Origin of the sequence: Stenotrophomonas sp. HMWF023, from assembly GCF_003060985.1 — a bacterium.
Taxonomy (GTDB): Bacteria; Pseudomonadota; Gammaproteobacteria; order Xanthomonadales; family Xanthomonadaceae; genus Stenotrophomonas; species Stenotrophomonas lactitubi.
Window position 1 is genome coordinate 1 of record NZ_QAIJ01000345.1, and the last position, 2,780, is coordinate 2,780.

The 2,780-nt window shown below is 63.3% G+C and carries 2 protein-coding genes; both read left to right on the forward strand.

Going from position 1 to position 2,780, the window contains the following annotated elements:
* Positions 1–335 precede the first annotated feature (335 nt).
* Entirely contained in the window at positions 336–2,237 is a 1,902-nt protein-coding gene (gene thrS, locus DBR20_RS21170; protein WP_108268272.1) for a threonine--tRNA ligase, read from the forward strand.
* A 64-nt stretch (positions 2,238–2,301) separates the two neighbouring features.
* A partial coding sequence (infC, locus tag DBR20_RS21175) for a translation initiation factor IF-3 (protein ID WP_308812629.1) occupies positions 2,302–2,780 on the forward strand: 479 nt, incomplete at its 3' end.

The following is a 2,780-nucleotide window of genomic DNA, read 5'->3' on the forward strand; positions in this document are numbered from 1 at the left end:
GCAGGGTCCTGGGGGAAGCGGGCATGCCGGCACGGAGGCTGGCTGCGCGCACATGGTAATCATTGCGTTTTCACGCCGCCAGCGAGCGCCATTCAGGCGCCGCTTGGGCTTTGTCGGCCACTGGTTTAAGATCGTGGGCAACCACATCCTGGAAACCAAGGTGGCCCGCGCACTGCGCCGGCCGAGCGTGCGACATGAGCACTACCACCGCCCACTGTTGACCTGCCCCGAAGGCCCTGCATTCCAGGCGCCCTCGTGGCGCTTTTTTATTGCCCGGGCGTTGGCCCGGGAGCGCTTTCCAGCCCGCCCGGCGGGCCCCGCATGAAGCCATTGCAATGATCACGATTACCCTTCCCGACGGCAGCCGCCGCGAATTCGAACATCCCGTCAGCGTCATGGACGTCGCCCAGTCGATCGGCGCTGGCCTGGCCAAGGCCACCATCGCCGGTTCGGTGGATGGCGTGCTGGTCGATGCCAGTGACGTCATCGACCACGATGCCTCCCTGCGCATCATCACCGCCAAGGACGAGGAGGGCGTGGAAATCATCCGCCACTCCAGCGCCCACCTGGTCGGCCACGCGGTCAAGCAGCTCTATCCGGACGTGAAGATGGTCATCGGCCCGGTGATCGCCGAGGGCTTCTATTACGACATCTATTCCGAGCGCCCGTTCACCCCCGAAGACATGGCGGCGATCGAAAAGCGCATGGGCGAGCTGATCGCGCAGGATTACGACGTCATCAAGAAAGTGACGCCGCGCGCGGAAGTCATCGAGATCTTCAAGGCCCGTGGCGAGGACTACAAGCTGCGCCTGATCGAAGACATGTCCGACGACATCCAGGCGATGGGCATGTACTACCACCAGGAATACGTGGACATGTGCCGCGGTCCGCACGTGCCGAACACGCGCTTCCTGAAGGCCTTCAAGCTGACCCGCATTTCCGGCGCCTACTGGCGCGGCGACGCGCAGAACGAGCAGCTGCAGCGCGTCTACGGCACCGCCTGGGCCGACAAGAAGCAGCTTGATGCGTACATCAAGCGCATCGAAGAAGCGGAGATGCGCGACCACCGTCGCATCGGCAAGCAGCAGGACCTGTTCCACCTGCAGGAAGAGGCCCCGGGCCTGGTGTTCTGGCACCCGAAGGGCTGGGCGCTGTGGCAGGTGGTCGAGCAGTACATGCGCAAGGTCTATCGCAGCACCGGCTACGGCGAAGTGCGCTGCCCGCAGATCCTGGACGTGTCGCTGTGGCAGAAGTCGGGCCACTGGGACAACTACCAGGACGCGATGTTCTTCACCGAGTCGGAGAAGCGTACCTACGCGCTGAAGCCGATGAACTGCCCGGGCCACGTGCAGGTGTTCAACCAAGGGCTGCACAGCTACCGCGATCTGCCGATCCGCTACGGTGAGTTTGGCGCCTGCCACCGCAACGAGCCTTCCGGCGCGCTGCACGGCATCCTGCGCGTGCGTGGCTTCACCCAGGACGACGGTCACGTGTTCTGCACCGAAGACCAGGTCGAGGCGGAAGTGACCGCGTTCCACCAGCAGGCGCTGGCGGTGTACCAGCACTTCGGCTTCGAGGAGATCCAGGTCAAGATCGCGCTGCGCCCCGAATCGCGCCTGGGCGATGACGCCACCTGGGACAAGGCGGAGGGCGCGCTGCGCTCGGCACTGTCCAGCTGCGGGGTGGAGTGGCAGGAGCTGCCGGGCGAGGGCGCCTTCTACGGCCCGAAGATCGAGTACCACCTGAAGGATGCCATCGGCCGCACCTGGCAGCTGGGCACCATGCAGGTCGATTTCATGATGCCTGGCCGTCTGGGCGCTGAATACGTGGACGAAAACAGCCAGAAGAAGCATCCAGTGATGCTGCACCGGGCCATCGTCGGCTCGATGGAGCGTTTCTTGGGCATCCTGATCGAGCACCATGCCGGCCAGTTCCCGGCCTGGCTGGCGCCGACCCAGGTGGTGGTGGCCAATATCACCGATGCGCAGGCTGAATACGTCTCTGCCGTGACCAAAAGCCTTGCGGATCAAGGCTTCCGCGTCAGCGCCGATTTGCGTAACGAGAAGATCGGCTATAAGATTCGCGAGCACACGCTGCAGCGCGTGCCGTACCTGCTGGTCATTGGTGACCGCGAGAAGGAAAACGGCGCTGTGGCGGTGCGTACGCGTTCTGGCGAAGATCTCGGCAGCATGAGCCTCCAGGCTTTCACCGAGCGGCTCCAGGCCGAGGGCGCGTAAACAAAGGTCCGGCCCGTGCGCATTGGCGCCCGGGCCGGGTTCGACACCCTTGGGAGATCGCAATATCAGTACCCCTGACAACAAACAGAACCGCAAGAATCAGGAAATCCGTGTGCCGCGCGTCCGCGTGATCGGCAGTGACGGAGAAATGATCGGCGTGTTGACGCGAGACGAAGCGTTGTCCATGGCCGAAGATGAAGGCCTGGACCTGGTCGAGATCCAGCCGCAGGCAGACCCGCCGGTGTGCAAGATCATGGACTTCGGCAAGTTCAAGTTCGAAGCCCAGAAGAAGGCCAGCGAGGCCAAGAAGAAGACCAAGCAGGTCGAGATCAAGGAAGTGAAGTTCCGTCCGGTCACGGACGAGGGCGACTACCAGATCAAGCTGCGCAAGATGCGCGGTTTCCTTGAAGAGGGCGACAAGATCAAGGTCAACATCCGTTTCCGTGGCCGTGAAATGAGCCACCAGGAACTGGGTCGCGAGATGGCCAGCCGGATCGAGGGTGATCTGGGCGAGGACATCGTCATCGAATCCCGTCCGCGCCT

Excerpts from the sequence above, each read along its gene's own strand:
- thrS (WP_108268272.1), top strand. The coding sequence starts at position 336 with ATGATCACGATTACCCTTCCCGACGGCAGCCGCCGCGAATTCGAACAT.